Source organism: Bradyrhizobium sp. LTSPM299 (assembly GCF_000938235.1).
Lineage (GTDB): Bacteria > Pseudomonadota > Alphaproteobacteria > Rhizobiales > Xanthobacteraceae > Bradyrhizobium.
Map to the genome: position 1 here is coordinate 13,556 of NZ_JYMU01000049.1, position 22,870 is coordinate 36,425.

Below are 22,870 nucleotides of genomic sequence, written 5' to 3' on the forward strand. Positions count from 1 at the left end.
CCCTACGCCGCCTTCGCCTGCACCGTCTCGCAGAACTCCGCGAGGCGCTCCGCCAGCCGCAGCGTCGCGGGGCTGGCATCTGGGGCCGCGACCAGTGCCACTTCGGTCTTGTCGATCGGCGCAAAACCGTCTTTTGCGGTGAGCACACGATGATCGGCCTGGATCGCGATTTCGGCGAGGATGCTCAGGCCCATACCGGCGGCGATCGCGGCCTGGATGCCGGAGAGGTTCGACGACGTATAGGCCATGTGCCAGTTGCGCCCCGCGCTCTCCAGCGCATGGATCGCGCCGGCGCGGTAGAGGCAGCCCGGCGGAAAGCCGATTAGGGGCACCGATCCCACATTGGTATCGCGCGGATGCTGCTTGCTGGTGACCCAATGCACGCGCTCCGGCCACACGGCGATGCCGCCTTTTTCTCCCGCCGCGCGCTTGAACAGCGCGAGATCGAGCTCGCCGCGTTCGAGGTCGCGGCGGAGCTGGGTGCTCTGGTCGGTGCGGACGTCGAGCCGCAACGCGGGATGCGAACGCGAGAACGCCGCAAGCAGTTTGGCCAGCCGGAAGGCGGCGAAATCTTCCGGAACCCCGAGCCGGATCGCGCCCTCATTGCCGGGCCGCGACACCACATCGCGCGCTTCCTCAGCGAGCGCCAGCAGCCGCCTTGCATAGGACAGCAGGCGCTCGCCGGCTTCGGTCGGCGTCACATCCTTGCCGCTGCGAATCAGGAGCGGCTGGCCGACATCCTCCTCGAGCCGCTTGATCTGCTGACTGACCGTCGATTGCGTGCGGTGCACCCGCACGCCGGCGCGGGTGAAGCCGCCGGCATCGACCACCGAGACGAAACTGCGCAGCAGCTCCAGGTCGAGCATGGCAGCTCTCCATTCGAAAATCCACTGCATGTCAGTTTATCATTTAATTTCCAAATATCAAGGTGCGGACCTAGATCGTGGAGGAAGGAGAACCCCCATGTCAGTCGCCCCCGCCGTCGCGATGCCCCGCCCCCGCTTCACCGCCTTGCCGTTCCTGATTGCCCTGTTCTGCCTGCTCTGGAGTTTCGCCTTCGTGGCCGGCAAGATCGGCGTCACCGATTGCCCGCCGCTGATCCTGCTCGCCGCGCGGTTTTCGCTGGCCGGCATCATCATTCTCGCCGTCTCGTTGCTGCGCCGAGATCACTGGGATCTCACCTGGCGCGACGCTGCGGTGTTTGCCGTGCTCGGCGTCGCCAACAACGCGCTCTATCTCGGCCTCGGTTATACCGGGCTGAAGACGGTGTCGGCAGGTCTCGGCGGCCTGATCGTCTCGGCCAATCCCGTGTTCACCGCCGTCTTGGCCGCGCTAGTCCTCGGCGAGGCGCTGACCTGGCGCAAGGTCGCGGGCCTGCTGCTCGGCATCGCCGGCGTTGCATTCATCGTTTGGCATCGTATGAAAGTCGGCACGGACAATCCGCATGGCATCCTGTTCACGCTGGCGTCACTCGCCTCGATCGTGACCGGCACCATCCTGTTCAAGCTGTTGGCGCCCAAGGGCAGCCTGTGGATCGGCAACGGCATCCAGAACATCGCCGGCGGGCTCGCCGTGATGCCGTTCGCCTTCGCGTTCTCCGATGTCAGCGACATCGTACCGAGCGCGCGGCTTGCGGGAGCCTTCGCCTTCCTGGTGCTGGGCGGCTCGATCCTCGGTTATCTGATCTGGTTTCACCTCCTGAAAGTGTGCGGCGCGACCGCCGCAAGCGCCTATCACTTCCTGATGCCGCCGCTCGCCATGCTGTTCGCGTTCTTCGTGCTCGGCGAACACGTCGAATTTCGCGATTTGCTCGGGATCGTTCCGGTCGCGATCGGCATTTATCTGGTGACCCGTCCGGCGGCTCCAGCGCATCGGGGTGCGTGATTGTCTGCGCGAGTTTCATTCATGGAACCATGCCGGTACCGGTCCGTTGTCGAACGGGCCGGAACCGGGCATGACGCAGCACAGACAGACCTCACCGGAGCACAACGCCAAGCCCGGCAGCACCAAGCCCGGCAGCACGGCGGCGAAAGCTGCGCGCGAGCCGTTCAGCCTCAAATATGTCGCGAAGGCGCTCGGCCCCGGCCTGATCACCGGCGCATCCGACGACGATCCGTCGGGGATCGGCACCTATAGCCAGGCCGGCGCGCAGCTCGGCTACGGCATCGGCTGGACCATGCTGCTGACCTTCCCGCTGATGGTGGCGATCCAGGAGATTTCCGCGCGGGTCGGCCGCGTCACCGGACACGGCATTTCAGGCAATGTCTGCCGGCATTATCCGCCCTGGCTGCTGGTCGTTGTCGTCGCGCTGCTGTTCATCGCCAACACCATCAACATCGCAGCCGATCTCGCCGCCATGGCGGATGCGTCGAAGCTTCTGGTCGGCGGTCCCGCCATCCTCTACGTCGTGCTGTTCGGCGTGACTTCGGTGGCCGCGCAGATCTTCATGGACTACAAGCGCTACGTCGCGGTGCTGAAATGGCTGACGCTCAGCCTGTTCGCCTATGTCGCGGCGCTGGCCTTCGCCAAGGTCTCGTGGGGCGAAGCATTGGCCGGCGCGCTGGTGCCGCGTTTCACCTGGAGCCCGGATTATTTCACGACCATTGTCGCGATCTTCGGCACCACGATCTCGCCCTATCTGTTCTTCTGGCAGGCGTCGCAGGAAGCCGAGGAGCAGCGCATCGACACCAGGAAGCATCCACTGATCGAGCGGCACTATGGCGCGCGGCAGGAATTCTCCCGGATCCGCGCCGACACCATCGTCGGCATGGCGTTCTCCAACCTGATCGCGCTGTCGATCATCGTCACCGCGGCCGCAACGCTGCACGCTGCGGGAAAGACCGACATCCAGACCTCGGCGCAGGCTGCCGAGGCGCTGCGGCCGATCGCCGGGCCGCTTGCCGAGGTGATCTTCGCGCTCGGCATCGTCGGGACCGGATTGTTGGCGATCCCCGTGCTCGGGGGTGCGACGGCCTACGCGGTCGGAGAGGCAGGGCGATGGTCGGTCGGCCTGGCGCGCAAGCCAAAGGAAGCGATCGCGTTCTATTCGGTGCTGGCGCTGTCGGGCGCGATCGGGATCGCCCTCAACTTCACCCCGATCAATCCGATCTCGGCGCTGTACTGGAGCGCGGTCGTCAATGGTGTGCTCGCTATTCCCGTGATGGTGCTGCTGATGGTGATGGCACGCCACAAGGAGGTGATGGGCCGTTTCGTGATCGGCGGTTGGCTCTATTGGCTCGGCTGGCTCTCGACCGGGGCGATGGCGCTCAGCGTGATCGCGATGGGAGTGGGGCTGCTTTTTTAAGTTATCGCGCCGTCATCACCGCTCAAAACAGAGAGGTGTCGATCTTTGTCGTCGATTTGTTCTTTCGCAGGATGATGGTCGTGCGGTAGCTCGCGATATCGGTGTCCGGATGCATGAGGCGGTCGAGGATGAACGATTGGTAGCGTGCGAGGTCGGAGGACACGACCCGCAGCGAGTAATCCCAATCGCCGGCAATCATGCAGCACTCGACGACCTCCGCAAGGCCGATCACCTTCTTCTCGAAGCGTTCGAAGGATTCCCTGTTCTGTTGCTTGAGGCGGACTTCGACGATCGCGTCGAACCCGAGCCCTACGCGAGCAGGGTCCACCAGCGCCACATAGGAGCCGATGACGCCGGCATCTTCGAGCGTCCGGACGCGTCTCATGCAGGGGGCGGACGAGAGGCCGATCCGTTCGGCCAGCTCGAGATTCGTGATGCGCCCCTCGACCTGGAGCACGTCGAGGATTTTCCGGTCGATCTCGTCAAGCAGCATCGTGGTTCCCATTCTTTTCGCATTTCTCGTATTTTGCGCAATTTATTGCAGATTGAGCGGCGAAGTGCATCTCAAATCGCAATGTCATTGCGCCAGTGTATGCATAGGATGATCTGCGAGCGTTTGAATCGCGGCGACTCTGCAGCAAGGGGACGGGCATGGCTGGAAATGACGACAAATCCTTTTGGGATCGGGCGCGGCGTCACCTCATCAGGTATGGCGGAACGTTCGCTCCTGTCATCATCGAGCGCGCCTCCGGATCGTTCGTTTATGACGCCGACGGCCGTGCCATCCTGGATTTCACGTCCGGCCAGATGAGCGCCGTGCTTGGCCACGGTCACCCGGAGATCGTCCGGACCATCAGTGAATATGCCGAACGGCTCGATCATCTCTTCAGCGGCATGCTGACGCGCCCGGTGGTCTCGCTGGCTGAAAAACTCGCGGAGCTGCTGCCGCCGGGGCTTGATCGCGTCATGCTGCTGAGCACGGGGGCTGAGTCAAACGAGGCTGCCATCAAGATGGCGAAGCTTTTCACCGGCGGCTTCGAGACCGTCGCGTTCGCGCAGTCCTGGCACGGAATGACATCAGGTGCGGCCGGGACGACCTATTCGGCCGGCCGCAAGGGCTATGGTCCCGCGCCGGTCGGATCGCTCGCGATCCCGACGCCGAATCCCTATCGTCCCCGCTTCGGCAATGCGGCCGATTGGCGGGCCGAGTTGGCCTACGCCTTCGATCTCGTCGACCGCCAATCGACCGGGTCGCTCGCGTGCATGATCGCCGAACCGATCCTCAGTTCCGGCGGGCTGATCGATCTGCCGGAGGGCTATCTGGCCGAGCTGAAGGAGCTGTGTCGCGCGCGGGGCATGCTGCTGATCGTCGACGAAGCACAGACGGGCCTCGGGCGAACCGGCGCCATGTTCGCCTTCGAGCGCGATCGTGCCGTGCCTGATATCCTGACCTTGTCGAAGACGCTCGGCGCCGGACTTCCATTGGCCGCGGTCATCACGTCAGCCGAAATCGAGGAGCGCTGTCACGAACGTGGCTTCCTGTTCTACACGACGCATGTGTCGGACCCGATGCCGGCCGCGGTCGGGCTGAAGGTGATCGAGATCATCCTGCGCGACAGATTGGTCGAGCGCGCTGGAATCGCGGGTGCGCGGCTGAGGGACGGGCTCCTCGCGCTTCAGAACCGGTTCGAATGCATCGGTGATGTGCGCGGCAGAGGGCTGATGCAGGGCATCGAGATCGTGCGCGACCGCTACAGCAAGGAGCCCAACGAAGCGCTCGGAACGCGGGTGTCGCAGCGCTGCCTGGAGCTCGGCCTGAGCACCAACATCGTGCAGTTGCCCGGCATGGGCAGCGTGTTCCGCATCGCACCGCCGCTGACGATCAGCGATGACGAGATCGATCTCGGCCTCTCGATCCTGGGCGACGCCTTCGGAAGCGCATTGCAAGGGAAGGACGCTTAAATCAATCCTTGCGGAACACGATCGAGGCCATCCAGCCGGTCATCAGCGCCATAAACGCGGTGACGAGGCCATAGACAAAGCCGTTCTGCCGCGCGGTGTTCGCGACGAACTGCTCGAAGCCGACCTTGACGATCTCGAAGGCGGTCTCGGTCTTGGTCACCAGCGCGCCGTCGGTGAACAGCTTGATCTCGACATTGTAGGTGCCGATCGGCACTTCGGCCGGCAACGGAATGCCGGTGCGGAACAAAGTCGGCGTCAGGAACGTCACCGCCGAGGTCGTCTCGCGATAGAGGCCGTGCTCCGAGCGCAGCCGCACGAAGGCGCTGCGGAACGGGTCGTTCGGCACCACGTCGGCGAAATCGGGGCCGACGCGCTGCATCAGCAGCACATTGTTGAGGCCGAGCTGCTGGCGCCGCTGCACCTCGGGCGAGGCGATCTCGTCGAACGGGCGGTTGGAAAACAGCGCGAGATAACCCGGCACCTGCAGGAACTGCCGATAGTCGGTGTTGATCCAGATGCCGAATTTGCGCTCCTTGCGCCGCGTCACCATGTCGGCGCGCGGGCCGGAGACGGTGACGACGAGGTCGTAATTGCTGCGGTTGGCGGGCGTCGAGGCGTCCTTCTCGACCGAGCCGAACAGCACGAGCTCGCCGCCGGAATAGTTCGGCGTCACCGTGACGCGGTGGTTGGAGACCGACACGATCAGCCGCTCGGCATCGGCAGGCGCGGCCGCAAGCGTCGCGGCGAGAAGGCCCATGATCGCGAGCAGTGCGCGCCGTCTCATGGCGGGCCTCCGCCGCCGGTTTCGCGGATGCTGAAGAGATCCTGCGGCCGGATCACCAGCTCGACCGCGAAGCGGATGCCGACCGCGAGCACCAGAAGCCCGAGCAGCAGGCGCAGATGCTCGCCGCGGATCTTCTGACCGGCACGCGCGCCGAACTGCGCGCCGGTCACGCCGCCGATCATCAGGATCAGCGCCAGCACCGCGTCGACCAGGTGGTTGGTCACCGCGTGCAACATGGTCGCGAACACCATGGTGACGAGGGTCAGGACCATCGAGGTGCCGATTACGGTCGAGGTCGGCACGCGCAAAAGATAGATCATCAGCGGCACCAGGATGAAGCCGCCGCCGATGCCCATCACAGCGCCGATGAAGCCGATCACGAGGCCGACCACGATGACGGGAATCACCGAGAGATAGATCTTGGAGCGCTTGAAGCGCACTTTCAGCGGCAATCCGTGGATCCAGCCATGGCTGCCCGGCTTGCGCAGCGTGACCGGGCCGCCGCGGCGGGCGCGCAGCATCGCGCGCAGGCCCTCCCAGAACATCAGCCCGCCGACGGTGGTCAGCAGGATGACGTAGGACAGCGCGATCATCAGATCGAGTTGGCCGAGCGAGCGCAGCAGAGTGAAGGTCCAGACGCCGAGCGCGGTGCCGATCGTGCCTCCTGTCAGCAACACCGCCGCCAGCAGCGGGTCGATCGCGCGCCGCCGCCAATAGGCGATCGCGCCGGAGAACGACGAGGCCGCGATGTGGCTGGCGACGGAGGCGACCGCGACCGCGGGCGCGATGCCGACGAAGATCAAAAGCGGCGTCATCAGGAAGCCGCCGCCGATGCCGAACATGCCGGAGACGAAGCCGACCGCCGCGCCCATCGCCAGGATGAGGAAGACATTGACCGGAATGTCGGCGATCGGGAGGTAAAGCTGCACGCGCGTCGCTTCTTGTTTCGTCGCAAGGCAGGCGCAAGGCCGCGTCACGGTGTGGTGTCCTGGTCGGGCTTTCTCCGGCAGAACAATCCGGTTGGCGCGCAAGATGCAGGCGAACGCGGGTCGATTGCCGCGTCCCTGCATAACCGAATTCGGCGAGGTGAGGGACTAAAGAATCCGTCCCAGCGGCTTTTTTGCCGCATGCCGCCGGAGGTCCTTCCGGAGTGGTTGATGATTCAGATTAATGACACCGTGACTTCAGCGCCGTTCGATCGGCGTGGTGATGAGATTCATCGCCAGTGCGTCCCGCGGATTGAGCCAGCGGATGTCCGAGGTCTGCGACATCAGCTCGACGATCCTCGAAGAATCGCCCATCTTGGTCATGTAGCCGAGCAATTGGCCCTGGGTGCGCTGGCCCTCTGCAACGGGATCCTTCAGCGGTCCTTCTACGGTGAAGCGGTGGACCCCAAGCAGCGATCCAAAAACGCCGTAGCGGGTTTTGCCGCCGGCGTAGACCAGCACGCAGGCGCTGGCGCAGGACGCCGCGTACACTTTGCCGGACGCGTCCGCCGTGCCGACCGCGGTGGCTAGTCCACGTAGGCGGATGACCTCACCCATGATCGTGCCCTGGTCCAGATCGCCCCCATTCGACGAGAGCAGGATCACATCACCTGGCGAGAGCAGCGCCTGCTTGATTTGGTCGTAGAACCAGATCGCGCTGGCCCGACCTATCTCGCCACTGATCGCGAGCGCGCGCCGGCCTCGGCCCGAGCCGTCGAGATCGACGCTGGCAATGACCGTCGATTTCATGCTCGGCGCAACAAAGGTCTCGCGCGAATAATCCCAGGCTCCCGGCCGCGACATATCCCGATAGGCACGAATGCCAATGCCCGACAGCAGCAGGACAAAGATCACCACGGACCACACGGAGGGCCTGAAGATGCCGTGCTGAGGTTGGACACGTGCGTTGAGCGGTGGGGCTTCGCGAGGCGGTACCTGACGCGGCGGCGCAGTCCGGGGACCGGTTGGCGACGAACGGTGCAGTCCGGCCCCGGCATCCTGGCGGTCATCGGCAGACAAGCGCGATCCCTCCTGGTAGCGGGCGCTGTTCGCGGTTCGTGCCTATCTACACGATTGGGGAGGGGCAGGACAACGACGCCGGACGGCGCCGCGAACCTTAGTGGGCGACCAGCGCGGCGGTTCGCTTGGACGGCAGCTTGGCCGGCTTTGCGGGAGCCGGAGCCGGCTGCGCGGTGGCGCTGTCCCAACCGCCGGTCGGGGCCGGGACATTGACCGCGTCGCTCGGCTGGGGCTCGGGCGTGAAGGTCTGGATCGCGAGCTTCGCGGCGGCCAGCGACTGCGGATCGAGCCGCTTGGCGATATCGTCGCGCTTGTGGCCGGAATCGGCATCGCCCTGGGCAGCTGCCAGGCTGAACCATTTGAACGACTCGGCCAGGTTCTGTTCGACGCCGATGCCGCGGGCATAGAGGATGCCGAGGTTGAACTGGCTGTCGGCGACGCCGCGGTCGGCGGCCTTGCGGAACCACTGCGCCGCGCTCTTGTAGTCGGCGCCCTTGCCGCCACCGTCGGCGTCGAGCACGGCGAGGTTATGCATCGCCTTGGCGTTGCCGCGCTCGGCGGCCTGCACATAGTAGCGCCGCGCCATGTCGGCGTCGCGCTTCATGCTGAGGCCCTTCTCATAGAAGGTGCCGAGCCGGAAGATCGCAGGCACCACGCCGGCCTGCGCTGCGCGGCCATACCATTTGGCGGCTTCGTCGAGATTGGCGGCGATGCCCTTGCCCTCGGCATAGCGCATGCCGACCTCATAGGCCGCCGTCGGATCGCCCTTCAGCGCGGCGGAACGCAGCAACGGTCCGCCGATCGCGTCAGGCAGTTTCTCGCCCGGCGGGATTTGGATCATGGCGAGCTTGCCGGTGACGACCGGTACGGTCGGAATCGTGCCGGTGATGTCGTTGGCGCTGACCGGCGACGCCGCGACGGGGACCGCCGCCGGCGCCGGCGGGATCGTGACCTGTGCGCTGTCGAGCGTGTTGGGCGCGGAAACGTTGTTGGATTGCCGGCCGAGCGGGGTCGGCGAGGTCATCGACGGCGCGGGCGCAGATGGTGCGGCCGGCGCCGGAGCGCCGGAGGTGTCGGCAGGCGGCTGTGTTGGAGCTGCGGCCGGCTCGCTGCTTTCCACCGCCGGCATCTGCGGTGTCGAGCCGGTGTCGAGCAGGTTCATCGCCATCTTGATGGTGCCGAGCAGGATCACGACCACGCTCGCGCTGACCAGCAGCGAGCGGATCTTGGAGGTGATGGTCGACGGCTGGCCCTCGGCGGCATCAGCCTTGATCGCAGGCTTGTCTGGAGCCTTGTCGGCATTCTTGGCCTTCTCGGCTTTTGCCTTGGCGGCAGCCTTGCTGGCGGCGCGCGAAGCCTTCTCGTTGACGGGTTGCACAGCGGCAGCTTGCGCCGCGCGGCGCGCCGCGGCGATGAAGCTCGACGTCGAGACCGGCTCCTTCTTGGCCGCTGGAAGATCGCTGATCGCGCTCTCGGACGCGGCAATCCGCTCCGACGGCGACGACATGCGCCCGGAGGGACGCGTGCCCGGCTCGAGCGGATGATCTGGCGGCAGTTCCGGCGCGATCGCAGCGCGCGCGGGCGCGGCATGCGGCTCAAGGATCTCGCTAATGGCGCGCGGCGGAATCGGTGGCAGCGGCGGCGGTGCGGAGACCTGCGGCTCCGCGGCATGGAATTCGCGCGGCGCGGCCGCGAAATGCTCCTGCGCGAGAGCAGGATTGGGCAGTTCGGGTTTATACGGCTCAGGCCTGTACGATTCAGGCTTGTACGATTCAGGTTTGGGTTGCGCGATCGGCTGCGCCATCGCTGCGCGCGGCATCTCCATCCGCGGCATCTCGACCCGCGCTTCGACTGGCGCAGGCGGTGCCGGGGGCGGCGCAGTGCGTACCGCGCGCAGATCGTTCTCGATCATCGACAGACGGTCGACGACATGGCCGAGCGTGTTGTGAACGGTCTCCAGCGAGTCCTGGGTGCGGCGATCGGTCTCGGACTGGCTGAAGCGGATGTCGGACAGCTCGCGCTTCATCAGGTCGACCAGGCCCGAGTCCATCATCGGCTGCGGCGCGGAGACGTTGATGTTGCGGGTGGCGTCGGCGAGCGAGGCGATATGGGCGTGCTGGGCCTCGAGGTGCCGCATGATGTCATGCAGCCCTTCCTCGACCCGGCCGAGATTGCCGGGGCGCTGGTCGGACGAGGACGTCTCCAGCCGTTCGAGCAAATACGAGACGCGCTGCTCGAGATGGGCGAACGCCGATGCGCTGTCATTGCCGACCTGCAGGCGATCGATCCGCTCCGAGAGCGTGCGCACCGCACCTTCGATGGCGTCGGTATTGTCGGTGCCGACCGGCCGCTCGCGGCCTTCGAGCGTCGAGGTGAGCGCTGCGATGCGCTGCTCCAGCACGGCGAACGCATCGCCATTGCCCTCGGAGCGTGACATTCGCGAAAGCTGGTCGACCCGGGTCGACAGCGTCTGCACGTCGTCGGACAGCCGCACCAGCGCGTCGTTGGAGGCGACGTTGGAGACGATGGCGCGCAGCGCTGCGATCGCACCCTCGAGCTGCTGCACCGTGGACGGATCGTCATTGGCGCGCAGGATCATGTCGAGCTTGCCGCCGAGATTGCGGATCGCCTCGTCGTAGCCGGTGAGCTGCTCGGCCGGGGTCAGCGTGCGCAGCACCTCGCGGATCTCGGAGAGGGCGCGTTCGATTCCGGCAATGGCCTGGCCGTTGCCGTTGCCGCTCTCCTGGCGGATCTCGTCGATGCGACGATGCAGCGAGCGGACTTCGTTCTCGATCGATTCGATCGCCCGGCGCGGCATCGCTTCGGTGATGGCCTGGCGGATGTCGGCAAGCTCGCCGCGGAACGCGGCGATCGATTGCTCGATATGGTCGGGCCGCTGCATCGCCTCGATCTGGCTCGTGATCTTGAGCAGATGCCGCTCCAGCGAGGAGAAATCGGGTCCGGCAGGTGCAACCGGGGCGGCCGGCGGCGCATAGGCGGCCATCGGCGGCGCCGCGGGCGGCGTTGGTGTAGCCGCGGGCGCCATGGGCGGTGCGCTGCGCGGTGGCATCTGGCGCGGAGCGGCGGCGTCGAGTTCGTTCTGGCGCGCGGCGATCTCGGCGATCGCGGAATCGAACGAGGCCGGGCTCAGCGGCGGCGAGGGGCGATAGACCTGCGCGGCGGCGCGCTCGACCAAATCCTCCTGGCGCTGCCGATCCTGAATCTGGCGATCCGGGTTCGGCATCTGCCGATCCGGGTTCGGCCGGTCTTGCAGCTGCGGCTCACGGACCGGTTGCGGCCGGGAAATCTGCGACAGTCGCGCGTCGAGGCGCGAGATGGCGTCATTGAGCTGGCGGGCGACGGTCGGCTGACCGCGCGGCACGTCCGGGCGCGCGTCGCTGCGCGACGCGGGGGCAGGCGAAGGGGCAGGGGTGGAAATCTGTTCGATCTGGCGGGTGATCGCGTCGAGACGTTGGTGGATATCGGCAACGTCGCTTCGCTCGCGGCTCGGCATCGGCGGCCGTTGCTGCTGCTGTTGCAGTTCGTGGGCCGCGCGGTAATCCGGCGGGCTGGCTTCGCCGACGGTGGAATTGAGCCAATCGTTCAGCGACATGCCGGCACGGCGCGCAGCCGCCTCGGCCCTTTCGCGGACGGAGGGATCGATGCCGTCAACACTCCACGATACGCGCGAATTCATGATTTCGTCCGGTCCCGACTCCGGCGCCACACCCTGCGCCTGCAGCCTCCCCGCGCATCCCAGTTAAGAGACAATCGAATTCTGCGCGGGTCGTCTGCCTCAGCTGCTGACTTTTTCCCGTCACGGTAAATAACGGGTTAAGGAATGGGACCGGCGAGCCTTAAAGTTGGGAATCCGGGAACCGGATGCGCCGGATCAGGACAGGGCGCCCCAGGGACAGAGCAGTGCCTAGCCGCTGCTCTCGCGCTTGTCGTCGAGGGGCAGCAAATTGCCGCGCTGGGAGATCGCCGACAGTGCATCGAGCGCCTCCTCGCACCACTCCACCACCACACGCTCATGGCGCATCCCGAGGCGCAGGCTAAGCATCTTGCCGAGGTCGGCCGGCGGCGCTGTGCCGTCCGCAAAGCGCTTGTTGAGCAGGCGTTCATAGCGTTCATAGCGGTCGCGGTGATGTTCCAGCCGTGCCATGAGGTCGGTGCGCAAGGGTTCGATGTCGACGGTGTCGAGCGCGTAGAGTCGGACCAGGAGGTCGTCCTTGATCGACGGCGGCACGCTTGGCCGCGCCGCCCAGTGCTTCAGCGCCGCACGGCCCTCCGGCGTCAGGGTATAGACCAGCTTGTTGGGCTTGCCCGACTGCACCACCTCGCGGCCCTGGACATGGCCCTTGTCGCGCAACCGGGACAGCTCGCGGTAGATCTGCTGATGGTCGGCCTTCCAGAAGAAGCCGATCGAGGCGTCAAACGTCTTGGCGAGCTCATAGCCCGTCATCGGACGTTCCGTGAGGCAGGCGAGGATTGCGTCACCGAGTGCCAACGCCCACCTCCATCTCAGTTGCCAAGGCCTAGTCCCGAGTTCGCTTGACTTTATGCGTTACTATGCATATGCGTCAATATGCATATGGTGATCGGCGTGCCGCCGCTGTCGCGGCCGCGGATCGGTGTTCAAGCTTCCCAACCCACCGCAGGAGACGTCCGATGAGCAGACCGGGCCTCGACAAGTGGTACGCCTACATGAAGTCGCACGACACCGCTGCGCTGTGGGATTTGCTGCATCCCGATGCGGTGTTCGAAAGCCCTGTCGTGCACACGCCGCAGCGCGGCCGCGACATCACCTTCAAATATCTGACCGGCGCCGCCAAGGTGCTCGGCGGCCCGACCTTCAAATATCTGGGCGAATGGACCAACGACACCGGCGCCGTGCTCGAATTCGAGAACGAGATCGACGGCATCAAGATCAACGGCGTCGACATCATCTCGTTCGACGCTGAAGGCCGGATCACGCATTTCAAGGTGATGGTGCGTCCGCTCAAGGGCATCAACCTGCTGCATCGGTTGATGGGAGATGAGCTGATGAAGCAGACGGGCGGCGCAACGTCGCAATCACCGTCCCGATAGTACCTGCCGCGGACCTCCGGAACCGGATAAGGTCCACTCCAACGAACAAGCACAAGTGCTCTGCGTCAGTCGCCACTGCGACCGCGAGTCAGCCGGGAGACAAGTATGCCGACCTACAAGGCCCCCATTGAAGACGTCAATTTCCTGCTCAACGACGTCTTCCAGATCGATCGCTACGACAATCTTCCCGGCTTCTCCGATGCGTCGGCGGACGTCCGCGAGGCGATCCTCGGCGAGGCTGCCAAGCTAGCTGAGGAGGTGCTGCAGCCGCTCAACCGTGTCGGCGATCTCGAAGGCTGCAAGCACAATGACGACGGCAGCGTCACCGCGCCAAAGGGCTTCAAGCAAGCCTTCAAGCAGGTCGCTGACGGCGGCTGGCTCGGGCTGTCGGCGCCGACTGAATATGGCGGCCAGGGCCTGCCGGTGACGCTCTCCCAGGCGGTCAACGAATTCCAGATCTCCGCCAACATGGCGTTCGCGATGTATGGCGGGCTCACCATGGGCGCGACCGCCGCGCTCGTGGTGCACGGCACTCCCGAGCAAAAGAAGACCTATCTTCCGAAGATGATCGCCGGCGAATGGACCGGCACCATGAACCTGACCGAGCCGCAGTGCGGCACCGATCTCGGCCTGTTGCGCACCAAGGCGGCGCGTCAGGTCGACGGCAGCTTCAAGATCACAGGGACAAAGATCTTCATCTCCGCCGGCGAGCACGACCTCACCGACAACATCATCCATCTGGTGCTGGCGCGAATTGAAGGCGCGCCGGCCGGCATCAAGGGCGTTTCGCTCTTTGTCGTCCCCAAGGTGCTGGTCAATGCCGACGGTTCGCTCGGCGCGCGCAATGGCGTCTCCTGCGGCTCGATCGAGCACAAGATGGGCATCCACGGCAATTCCACCTGCGTGATGAACTACGACAGCGCCACCGGCTGGCTGATCGGCGAAGAGAACAAGGGCATGCAGGGCATGTTCGTGATGATGAACGAGGCCCGCCTCGGCGTCGCCGTGCAGGGCCTCGCGCAGTCCGAAGTCGCCTATCAGAACGCGGTCGCCTATGCCCGTGAGCGCCTGCAGGGTCGGTCGCTGACCGGCGCGAAGGCGGCCGACAAGCCGGCCGATCCGATCATCGTGCATCCTGACATCCGCCGCGCACTGCTCAGCATCCGCGCCTTCAACGAGGCGGCGCGGGCGATGGTGGTGTGGACCGCGCTGAAGAGCGACGTTGCCCATCGTTCCAGCGATCCGAAGGATCGCCAGGAGGCGGACGATCACATGGGGCTGATGACGCCGGTTTTGAAGGGCGTGCTGACCGACACCGGCTTCGCCAACACGGTCTCGGCGCAACAGGTGTTCGGCGGTCATGGCTACATCGCCGAGCACGGCATGGAGCAGTTCGTGCGCGACGCACGCATCGCGATGATCTATGAGGGCGCCAACGGCATCCAGGCGCTCGACCTGGTCGGCCGCAAGCTGCCGCGCGACGGCGGCCGCGCCGCGATGGCGTTCTTTGGCGAAGTCGGCGCCTTCGCCAAGGAGCATGGCGGCGACGAGGCGATGAAGCCACTCATCACCCCGCTCTCGGCTGCGCTCGGTCATCTGCAGCAGGCGACCGGCTGGCTCATGCAGAATGCGCTGACCAAACCCGACAATGCCGGAGCCGCCGCGACCGACTACATGAAACTGTTCGGCCTCGTCGCGATGGCCTTCATGTGGGCGAAGATGGCCAAGGTGGCGCAGGACAAGATCGCCGCCGGCAACGCGTCGCCTTACCTGACCACCAAGCTCGTGACCGGCCGCTTCTTCATGGAGAAGCTGCTGCCGGAGACCACCGTGCATCTGGCCCGGATCCAGAGCGGCAGCGCGACCACGATGGAACTGGCCGCGGAAGCATTCTGAATAATTTGTCGCCGCACCCCCTGCGGCGGCGCTCCGTTCGGCTATATATTATGATCCTCATATAAGGAGGGCGTCATGCCTGAGGCCTACATCTACGATCACGTTCGCACCCCGCGCGGCCGCGGCAAGTCCGACGGCGCGCTGCACGAAGTCACCGCGCTGGCACTCGCCACCGTGCCGCTGAAGGCGCTGAAGGACCGCAACAATCTCCGCGAAGACACCGTCGACGACGTCGTGCTCGGCGTGGTCGATCCGGTCGGTGAGGCCGGCAGCGACATCGCGCGCTTCGCCGCGCTCAACGCCGGTCTGGGTGAGAAGGTGCCGGGCGTGCAGATCAGCCGCTTCTGCGCCTCCGGCCTCGACGCCGTGAATTTCGCCGCAGCGCAGATCATGGCAGGCCAGCATGAGCTCGTGATCGGCGGCGGCGCGGAATCGATGAGCCGCGTCGGCATCGGCGCCTCCGGCGGCGCCTGGCCGATGGATCCCTCGATGGCGGTGCCGGCCTATTTCATGCCGCAGGGCATCTCGGCCGACCTGATCGCGACCAAATACGGCTTCTCGCGCGACGACGTCGACGCGTACGCCGTTCAGAGCCAGCAGCGCGCGGCGAAGGCCTGGGACGAAGGCCGCTTCAGCAAGTCCGTGGTGCCGGTGAAGGATTTCAACGGCCTCACCATCCTTGCCAAGGATGAGCACATGCGCCCCACCACGACGATGCAGTCGCTGGCGCAGTTGCAGCCGGCGTTTGCCGCGATGGCGGCCATGGCCGGCTTCGATGCGGTCGCGACCCAGTCGCATCCCGAGGTCGAGAAGGTCAATTACGTGCATCACGCCGGCAACTCGTCCGGCATCGTCGACGGCGCCGGCGCGGTGCTGCTCGGCAGCAAGGAGGCGGGTGCAAAACACGGCCTGAAGCCGCGTGCGAAAATCCGGGCGTTCGCCAATATCGGCTCGGAGCCGGCGATGATGCTGACCGGCCCGGTCGACGTCACCGAGAAGCTGTTCGAGCGTTCCGGCATGAAGAAGTCGGACATCGACCTGTTCGAACTCAACGAGGCCTTTGCCTCGGTGGTGCTGCGCTACATCCAGGCCTTCGACATCGACAATGCCAAGATCAACGTCAATGGCGGCGCGATCGCGCTCGGTCATCCGCTTGGTGCGACCGGCGCGATGATTTTGGGCACCGTGCTCGACGAGTTGGAACGCACCAACAAGTCGACAGCGCTGGTGACATTGTGCATCGGCGGCGGCATGGGCACCGCCACCATCATCGAGCGGGTTTAAGGCGAAGGGGAGCGAACAACATGGCTTACAAGAATTTCAAGTTCGAAACCGACGCCGACGGCATTGCGCTGGTCACCTGGGATATTCCGGGCCGCTCGATGAACGTGTTTGACGATACCTCGACCCATGAGATCGGGGAGATCATCAAGCAGACCACGGCCGATGCCGCGATCAAGGGCGTCGTCATCACCTCGGCCAAGGACGCCTTCTGCGCCGGGGCCGACCTCTCGATGCTCGAGGGCATGAACCGCAGCTACGTTCAGCTCCTGAAGGAGAAGGGCGAGGAAGCCGCGAACCAGATGCTGTTCGACCAGAGCCGCCAGATGTCGCAGCTGTTCCGTTCGATCGAGACCTCAGGCAAGCCGTGGGTCGCCGCCATCAATGGCCTGGCGCTCGGCGGCGGCTTCGAGATCACGCTGGCCTGTCACTATCGTGTCGCGGCGGAGAATCCGAAGACCCGGCTCGGCCTGCCCGAGATCAAGGTCGGCCTGTTCCCCGGCGCCGGCGGCACCCAGCGCGTGCCGCGCATCGTGTCGCCGCAGGATGCGATGCAACTGTTGCTCAAGGGCGAGGCGATCAACCTCGCGAAGGCAAAAGCGCTCAATCTGATCCACGCCATCGTTCCCGCGGCCGACCTGATCAAGGCCGCGAAGGATTGGATCAAGGGCGGCGGAAAGGCGATTGCGCCGTGGGACGAGAAGGGCTTCAAGCTGCCCGGCGGTCCGGTGTTCTCCAAGGCCGGCATGCAGATGTTCCCGGCCGGCAACGCGATCTATCGCCGCGAGACCTACGACAATTATCCGGCCGCGCGCGCCATCATGAGCTGCGTCTATGAGGGCCTGCAGTTGCCGATCGACGCCGCGCTGCGTGTCGAGTCGCGCTACTTCACCAAGATCCTGCGCTCGAACGAAGCCGCTGCGATGATCCGCTCGCTGTTCCTGTCGATGCAGGAATTGAACAAGGGCGCGCGTCGTCCCGACAATGTGCCGCCGACCAAGGTGAGGAAGCTCGCCGTGATCGGCGCCGGCTTCATGGGCGCCAGCGTCGGCTTCGTCTCGGCGCAGGCCGGCATCGACGTCGTGCTGGTCGACCGTGACCAGGACAGCGCCGACAAGGGCAGGGGCCATGCCAAGACCGTGATCGACGGGCTGATCGCCAAGGGTCGCATGAAGCAGGACGCCGGCGACGCCATCCTGTCGCGCATCTCGGCGACTGCAGATTATAACGCGATCAGCGACTGCGACCTCGTGATCGAGGCCGTGTTCGAGGACCGCAAGATCAAGGCGGATACCTATGCCAAGGCGCAGCCGCTGCTGAAGGCGGGCGCGATCTTCGCTTCCAACACCTCGACCTTGCCGATCAACTCGCTGGCCGAGGAGTTCAAGGACCAGGGCCGCTTCCTCGGCATCCATTTCTTCTCGCCGGTCGAGAAGATGATGCTGGTCGAGATCATCAAGGGCAAGAACACCGGCGACGTCGCGCTGGCGACCGCGCTGGATTATGTGCGCGCGATCGGCAAGACCCCGATCGTGGTCAACGACTCGAGGGGCTTCTTCGCCAATCGCTGCGTGATGCGCTACATCGCCGAGGGCAACGAGATGCTGCTTGAAGGCGTGCCGCCGGCGATGATCGAGAACACCGCCAAGATGGCGGGCATGCCGGTCGGGCCGCTGTCGCTGCAGGACGAGGTCGCGCTCGACCTCGGCCTCAAGATCACCAAGGCGACCGAAGCGGATCTCGGCCCCAACGCGGTCGACCAGGCGCAGAAGAAGCTGATCGTCGAGATGGTCGAGAAGCAGGGCCGCTTCGGCCGCAAGAACGGCAAGGGCTTCTATGACTATCCCGAGAAGGGCAAGGGCCAGAAGAGCCTGTGGCCGGGCCTCGCTGATTTGCAGCCGAAGCATCTCGATCCTGATACGCTCAGCGTCGAGGAGCTGAAGCAGCGCTTCCTGGTGGCGCAGGCGGTGGAAGCCGCGCGCACCGTCGAGGACCACGTCATCACCGACGTCCGCGAGGCCGATGTCGGCTCGATCCTCGGCTTCGGCTTCGCGCCGTTCACCGGCGGCACGCTGTCCTATATCGACTTCATGGGCACCAAGAAGTTCGTCGAACTCTGCCACACCTTCGAGGCCAAATACGGCTCGCGCTTCACGCCGCCGAAGCTGCTGGAGGAGATGGCGGCCAAGGGCGAAACCTTCTACGGCCGCTTTCCGCCGAAGAAACCGGCGGCGCAGGCCGCGGAGTAAGAGGTGGAGCGCAGCGAAATCCGGGACAGCCTCTCCGCCTTGTGAAAGCCCCGGATTGCGCTGAGCTTCATCCGGGCTACGCATCAAATAAAAAAGGGCCGGATCATCGATCCGGCCCTTTCGCTATTTCCACTGACTGAAGGCTTACGCCGCCTTCAGCAGGCCTTCCTTCTTCAGCGCTTCCTGCACGTGCGGGCGCGCGGCGACGCGGGCCTTGTAGGCCGTCAGGTGGGGCAGGCCGGAGAGATCGAAGCCGAGCCGGTCGGTCGCCCACATGATCATGGTGAAGAGGTAGCCGTCGGCGACCGTGAACTGGTTGCCTATCAGGTAGTCGTGACCGGCAAGCTGGCTCTCGACATATTTGAACTTGCCCATCGCGCGGTCCTTGAAGAAGGCCTTGGCGTCGTCGACGAGCACCGGCGAGAACATCGGGCCGAGGTTCTTGTGCAGCTCGGTCGTGATGTAGTTCAGCCATTCCAGCAGCTTGTAGCGCTCGTTGGAATCGCGGGCCGGCGCCAGCTTCTTGTCCGCGACCTTGTCGGCGATCATCTGGATGATGATCGGTCCCTCGGTGACCAGTTCGCCGGAGTCGAGCGCCAGCGCGGGCACCTGGCCCTTGGGGTTCACTTTCAGGAAATCGTCACCGTTTTCGAGCTTTTTGGCGCGCAAATCGACCTTGACCAGATCGTAGGGCAGGCCGGCTTCGAGGAGAGCGATATGGGGGGAGAGCGAGCAGGCGCCGGGGGCATAATAGAGTTTCATGGGGTATTTCCTTCCCTTGTTCTTGGTATCCGGAGAGGGATTGCCTACATGCACCTGCATGGAATAGTCAAGATTGATGCAGATGCATTCAGTGCGGTAGACTTTGTTCCGGGACCTTATGGGCTAGACCATGAAACGCAAGCTATCGACCGAGGCGACCGCCGCCTGGATCCGCCTGATGCGGGTTCCGAGCCGGGTGCTGGACTGTGTCGAGCACGATTTGAAGAAGGCTGGCTTTCCGCCGCTGGCCTGGTACGACGCGCTGCTCGAGCTGTCGCGCGCGCCGTCCGGCGAGCTGCGTCCGGTCGAGCTCGAGCGGCAAATGCTGATCCCGCAATATTCGACGTCGCGGCTGATCGACCGACTGGTCGACGAAGGCCTTGCCGCCCGGCGCGAATGCAAGATCGACAAGCGCGGCCAGTTCGTCGAGATCACCGACGCCGGACGCGAGCTGCAGAAGAAGATGTGGAGCGCGTATTCGGCCGCGATCGACAAGCATGTCGGCTCGAAATTGTCTGACACCGACGCGGCAAAACTCTGCGGCCTGCTCGACCGTCTCGGCTGCTCGTGCGATGACGCCAAGAGTGACAAGAGCGACGGCAAGAGCGAGACCAAGCCGGCTGCTGCCCGCGATGGCGTGCCGGTCCGATGACATCCCTGATCCCATCATCCGCGGCCGCCCGGCTTCGCGGATCTCCCTGCCACCACGCGCATTCGATCGAAGCGCCCTTGAGTTGGATTTTGTATGGCGCGTGACCAGATCGATATGACGCCGCTGCAATCGCGTGACGAGCTCGTCGCGTGGTTCGAGGCGGGCTCAAAGCCGGAGTCCGAATTCCGTATCGGCACCGAGCACGAAAAGACGCCGTTCACGCTGGAAGGCCACAAGCCCGTGCCTTACGAGGGCGCGAGGGGCATCGGCGCGCTGCTCGAGGGCATGAAGCTGCTGCTCGGCTGGGAGCCGATCATGGAGCGCGGCAACATCATCGGGCTCTATGACGTCACCGGCGGCGGCGCGATTTCGCTCGAGCCGGGCGGGCAGTTCGAATTGTCGGGCGCGCCGGTCGAGACCGTGCACCAGACCCAGGCCGAGCTGATGGCGCATCTGGCGCAGGTGCGAGAGATCGCGACGCCGCTCGGCATCGGCTTCCTCGGCCTCGGCATGACGCCGTCATGGTCGCGGGCGCAGATCCCGGTGATGCCGAAGGGCCGCTACAAGATCATGTCGAACTACATGCCGAAGGTCGGCAAATACGGCCTCGACATGATGTTCCGGACCTGCACGGTGCAGACCAATCTCGACTTCTCCTCCGAAGCCGACATGGTGAAGAAGCTGCGCGTCTCGGTGGCGTTGCAGCCGATCGCGACGGCGCTGTTCGCCAACTCGCCGTTCACCGAAGGCAAGCCCAACGGCCTGTTGTCGTTCCGCTCCGAGATCTGGCGCGACACCGACAATGCGCGGTCGGGCATGATCCCGTTCGCGTTCGAGGACGGCATGGGCTTCGAGCGCTATGTCGACTATGCGCTCGATGTTCCCATGTATTTCGTCAAACGCGGCGACGAATATATCGACGTCGCCGGCTCCTCGTTCCGCGATTTCTTCGCCGGCAACAACAAGGCCTTCCCCGGCCAGCGTCCGACGCTGTCGGACTGGGCCAATCATCTGTCGACGATCTTCCCCGAGGTGCGGCTGAAGCGTTACCTCGAAATGCGCGGCGCCGACGGCGTGCCGTGGGGCCGGCTGCCGGCGCTGCCGGCCTTCTGGGTTGGCCTGCTCTACGACAATGACAGTCTCGATGGGGCCTGGGAGATCATCCGCCACTGGACCGCGCCGGAGCGCCAGGCGTTGCGTGACGATGTGCCGCGTTTCGGCTTCAAGGCGCGGATCAAGGATCGCTATCTGTTCGAGATCGCCAAGGAATGCCTGATCCTGTCGCATGCTGGACTGCGGCGGCGCGGCCGGATCGATCATCTCGGGCGCGACGAGAGCCGCTACCTCGAGCCGCTGGAGCGGATCATCGAATGCGGCCGCTCGCCGGCGGAAGAGATGCTGGAGAAGTTCAACGGGCCCTGGAAGGGCTCGGTCGACCCGGCCTATCAGGAATACGCCTTCTAAAGCGCTTTCACGGCGATGGAATCGGGGTGCCCGAGGCCTTGGTCTCGGGCCGCGGTTCCGTGCCGTTCATCCGCCGTACAGGTTCGTGGCGCTCAAATGGCCGCCCGCGGATGGCGCGGGGCGCAAAAATTTGAAAGCAATCTCATGGGGATGGGCCGCCTGTTCAGGGCGTGTGTGGTGACGTTCGCCGCTCTTGCGGCCATTGTCGTCGCGCGCCCGGCGCTGGCACAGACCAATTTCGACCGTCCCGGCGGCGACTATCAGAACTCGCCGGTGACGTCGGGCGATCCCGCCGATTGCGCGCTGGCCTGCGAGCGCGACCGCCGCTGCCGCGCCTGGAGCTTCAACTATCCGACCGATATCAACAATGGCGCGGTGTGCTGGCTGAAAAACAGCGTGCCGACACGGGTGCAGGACGTCTGCTGCGTCTCCGGGGTTCGCGGTGCCGGCGTCGTCGAACCGCACAACGGCCCAATCGAAACCTCGATCGACCGCTTCGGCGGCGATTATAAAAACTTTGAATTAAAGAGCAGCGACGGCGACGAGGCCTGCCAGGCGGCCTGCACCGCCGACAACAAGTGCCGCGCCTGGACCTACGCCCGCCCCGGTTATGCCGGTCGCGACGCGCATTGCTTCCTGAAGAAAGACATCAAGCCGCCGCGCAGGAAGGCGGGATTCACGTCGGGTGTGGTCAGATAGTTCGCGTCGTCCCGGCGAAGGCCGGGACCCATACGCCGCGGCCCGTGGAAGGGGCACAAGCGGTGTCGGCTTTGTTCAACTACTCAATTCGGTGGCTATGGGTCCCGGCCTTCGCCGGGACGACGGCCGCCAGCACCGTGATCTCCGGCCACAGCGCCTTCCAGCGCGCGGCTTTTGTCGCGTAGTTCGCCGCGGAAAAATTCGCGGTCCGGTTCGGCCGCACGATCAGGTTGGCGACATCGTTGAATCCATTGGGTGCGTAGACGTCGTATCCTTCCACCGTGCGGCGGATGCCGATGCGGGTGTTCTGGGTAAGGAAGCGATCGATGCCGTCGGTCGACCGCGACAATGGCGGGTAGGGCAGGCCGTGCTTGTCGGGATACCAGAGATGGACGCGGGCCTGGTTGCGCGCCTCGATCGCGACGCCGAGGTGGCCGAGGCGATCGTGCAAGCCGCGGATCACTGCGTCCTCGGCCTCCCACGATCGATCGGGATCGAAATAGAAGATGTCATAGTCGCTGATGCCGTGGTCGACCGGCCGGTTGGTCAGCACGTTCCACACGGTCTGCACCAGGCAGCCGGAGACGAGCCAGGCGTCGGGCAGGGCGAGGCGATGCAGCTCGTCGGCGATCGCTTCGTTCGCCGGATTGCGAAGCGCCGCGGTAAGGAATTCGTCTTTCGTCATGCGTCCATGCCTCAACCGTCATTGCGAGGAGCGAA

The 22,870-nt window shown here is 65.0% G+C and carries 19 protein-coding genes; 10 read left to right on the forward strand and 9 right to left on the reverse strand.

The window, feature by feature from the left end:
• Positions 1 to 2 precede the first annotated feature (2 nt).
• Positions 3 to 866 carry a LysR family transcriptional regulator gene (locus tag UP10_RS23205; protein WP_044542916.1) on the reverse strand — a complete coding sequence of 288 codons (864 nt, stop codon included), beginning with the start codon at positions 864 to 866 and terminating at the stop codon, positions 3 to 5.
• A 97-nt stretch (positions 867 to 963) separates the two neighbouring features.
• Between UP10_RS23205 and UP10_RS23210 the strand changes: the two genes are divergently transcribed.
• Entirely contained in the window at positions 964 to 1,884 is a 921-nt protein-coding gene (locus UP10_RS23210; protein ID WP_044589582.1) for a DMT family transporter, read from the forward strand.
• A gap of 70 nt (positions 1,885 to 1,954) precedes the next feature.
• Positions 1,955 to 3,304, forward strand: a complete 1,350-nt coding sequence (locus tag UP10_RS23215; protein WP_044590056.1) for an NRAMP family divalent metal transporter — start codon at positions 1,955 to 1,957, stop codon at positions 3,302 to 3,304.
• Positions 3,305 to 3,326: 22 nt separating this feature from the next.
• On the opposite strand, the gene UP10_RS23220 is transcribed toward UP10_RS23215, so the two are convergent.
• Positions 3,327 to 3,809 (reverse strand): Lrp/AsnC family transcriptional regulator, encoded by a 483-nt coding sequence (locus UP10_RS23220; RefSeq protein WP_044589583.1) that lies wholly within the window; start codon positions 3,807 to 3,809, stop codon positions 3,327 to 3,329.
• Positions 3,810 to 3,955: 146 nt separating this feature from the next.
• Between UP10_RS23220 and UP10_RS23225 the strand changes: the two genes are divergently transcribed.
• Positions 3,956 to 5,266 (forward strand): aspartate aminotransferase family protein, encoded by a 1,311-nt coding sequence (locus UP10_RS23225; protein WP_044589584.1) that lies wholly within the window; start codon positions 3,956 to 3,958, stop codon positions 5,264 to 5,266.
• Between the two features lies 1 nt (position 5,267).
• On the opposite strand, the gene UP10_RS23230 is transcribed toward UP10_RS23225, so the two are convergent.
• The 5 genes from UP10_RS23230 to UP10_RS23250 form a co-directional block, all read right to left on the reverse strand.
• Positions 5,268 to 6,023, reverse strand: coding sequence for a TIGR02186 family protein (locus UP10_RS23230; protein WP_156180248.1), 756 nt, complete (start codon positions 6,021 to 6,023; stop codon positions 5,268 to 5,270).
• 23 nt (positions 6,024 to 6,046) lie between these two features.
• Complete coding sequence (locus UP10_RS23235; RefSeq protein ID WP_044590057.1) at positions 6,047 to 6,979, reverse strand: sulfite exporter TauE/SafE family protein; 933 nt, start codon at positions 6,977 to 6,979, stop codon at positions 6,047 to 6,049.
• Between the two features lie 255 nt (positions 6,980 to 7,234).
• Entirely contained in the window at positions 7,235 to 7,894 is a 660-nt protein-coding gene (locus UP10_RS23240; protein WP_349643974.1) for a COG3904 family protein, read from the reverse strand.
• Between the two features lie 259 nt (positions 7,895 to 8,153).
• Positions 8,154 to 11,753 (reverse strand): tetratricopeptide repeat protein, encoded by a 3,600-nt coding sequence (locus tag UP10_RS23245; protein ID WP_044589587.1) that lies wholly within the window; start codon positions 11,751 to 11,753, stop codon positions 8,154 to 8,156.
• A gap of 228 nt (positions 11,754 to 11,981) precedes the next feature.
• Entirely contained in the window at positions 11,982 to 12,566 is a 585-nt protein-coding gene (locus tag UP10_RS23250; RefSeq protein ID WP_044589588.1) for a PadR family transcriptional regulator, read from the reverse strand.
• A 161-nt stretch (positions 12,567 to 12,727) separates the two neighbouring features.
• On the opposite strand from UP10_RS23250, the gene UP10_RS23255 reads away from it, so the two are divergent.
• From UP10_RS23255 to UP10_RS23270, 4 genes are all read left to right on the forward strand, one after another.
• Positions 12,728 to 13,147 (forward strand): nuclear transport factor 2 family protein, encoded by a 420-nt coding sequence (locus tag UP10_RS23255; RefSeq protein ID WP_044589589.1) that lies wholly within the window; start codon positions 12,728 to 12,730, stop codon positions 13,145 to 13,147.
• A 105-nt stretch (positions 13,148 to 13,252) separates the two neighbouring features.
• Positions 13,253 to 15,043 (forward strand): acyl-CoA dehydrogenase C-terminal domain-containing protein, encoded by a 1,791-nt coding sequence (locus tag UP10_RS23260; RefSeq protein WP_044589590.1) that lies wholly within the window; start codon positions 13,253 to 13,255, stop codon positions 15,041 to 15,043.
• A gap of 75 nt (positions 15,044 to 15,118) precedes the next feature.
• The gene (locus UP10_RS23265; protein ID WP_044589591.1) at positions 15,119 to 16,327 is read left to right on the forward strand and encodes an acetyl-CoA C-acetyltransferase; all 1,209 of its coding nucleotides are present in this window, start codon (positions 15,119 to 15,121) and stop codon (positions 16,325 to 16,327) included.
• 20 nt (positions 16,328 to 16,347) lie between these two features.
• Positions 16,348 to 18,573: a 3-hydroxyacyl-CoA dehydrogenase NAD-binding domain-containing protein gene (locus tag UP10_RS23270; protein WP_044589592.1), complete on the forward strand. Its 2,226-nt coding sequence runs from the start codon at positions 16,348 to 16,350 to the stop codon at positions 18,571 to 18,573.
• A 144-nt stretch (positions 18,574 to 18,717) separates the two neighbouring features.
• On the opposite strand, the gene gstA is transcribed toward UP10_RS23270, so the two are convergent.
• Positions 18,718 to 19,335 (reverse strand): glutathione transferase GstA, encoded by a 618-nt coding sequence (gene gstA / locus UP10_RS23275; protein ID WP_044589593.1) that lies wholly within the window; start codon positions 19,333 to 19,335, stop codon positions 18,718 to 18,720.
• 130 nt (positions 19,336 to 19,465) lie between these two features.
• On the opposite strand from gstA, the gene UP10_RS23280 reads away from it, so the two are divergent.
• From UP10_RS23280 to UP10_RS23290, 3 genes are all read left to right on the forward strand, one after another.
• On the forward strand, positions 19,466 to 19,987 hold the full coding sequence (locus UP10_RS23280; RefSeq protein WP_044589594.1) for a MarR family winged helix-turn-helix transcriptional regulator: 522 nt from the start codon (positions 19,466 to 19,468) through the stop codon (positions 19,985 to 19,987).
• Positions 19,988 to 20,080: 93 nt separating this feature from the next.
• Positions 20,081 to 21,451: a glutamate--cysteine ligase gene (locus UP10_RS23285; protein ID WP_044589595.1), complete on the forward strand. Its 1,371-nt coding sequence runs from the start codon at positions 20,081 to 20,083 to the stop codon at positions 21,449 to 21,451.
• 144 nt (positions 21,452 to 21,595) lie between these two features.
• A complete protein-coding gene (locus tag UP10_RS23290) occupies positions 21,596 to 22,150 on the forward strand; it encodes a PAN domain-containing protein (RefSeq protein WP_044590058.1) in 555 nt (184 codons plus the stop codon).
• Positions 22,151 to 22,229: 79 nt separating this feature from the next.
• Here UP10_RS23290 and UP10_RS23295 read toward each other — a convergent pair whose 3' ends face one another.
• Positions 22,230 to 22,835, reverse strand: coding sequence for a nucleotidyltransferase family protein (locus UP10_RS23295; protein ID WP_044589596.1), 606 nt, complete (start codon positions 22,833 to 22,835; stop codon positions 22,230 to 22,232).
• Between the last annotated feature and the right edge of the window lie 35 nt (positions 22,836 to 22,870).